Below are 210 nucleotides of genomic sequence, written 5' to 3'. Positions count from 1 at the left end.
CCCATGCCCAGCCGCTGGCGGGCCATGAGCTGCTGGATACCTTTGATGCCGACGGCCGCGTGCTGGCGCAGGACCTGGTCGCTGCCTTGCAAGTGCCGCCTTTCGACAACAGCGCGATGGATGGCTATGCGCTGCGCGCAGCCGACCTGAGCGGGCCCGGGCTGGCCCTGCCGGTCAGCCAGCGCATTGCAGCGGGCAGCATCGGCGAGC

General features: G+C 70.5%; 1 pseudogene. It reads left to right on the top strand.

Annotated features, from left to right (window positions below):
- Positions 1 to 210: pseudogene (locus H928_RS27845) on the top strand (molybdopterin molybdenumtransferase MoeA); the annotation flags it as partial.

The sequence above is a fragment of the Comamonas sp. B-9 genome (assembly GCF_000410635.1).
Taxonomy (GTDB): domain Bacteria; phylum Pseudomonadota; class Gammaproteobacteria; order Burkholderiales; family Burkholderiaceae_C; genus Comamonas.
Note: the sequence above shows the minus strand (reverse complement) of the source record. Positions and strands in the feature narration are given on the sequence as shown.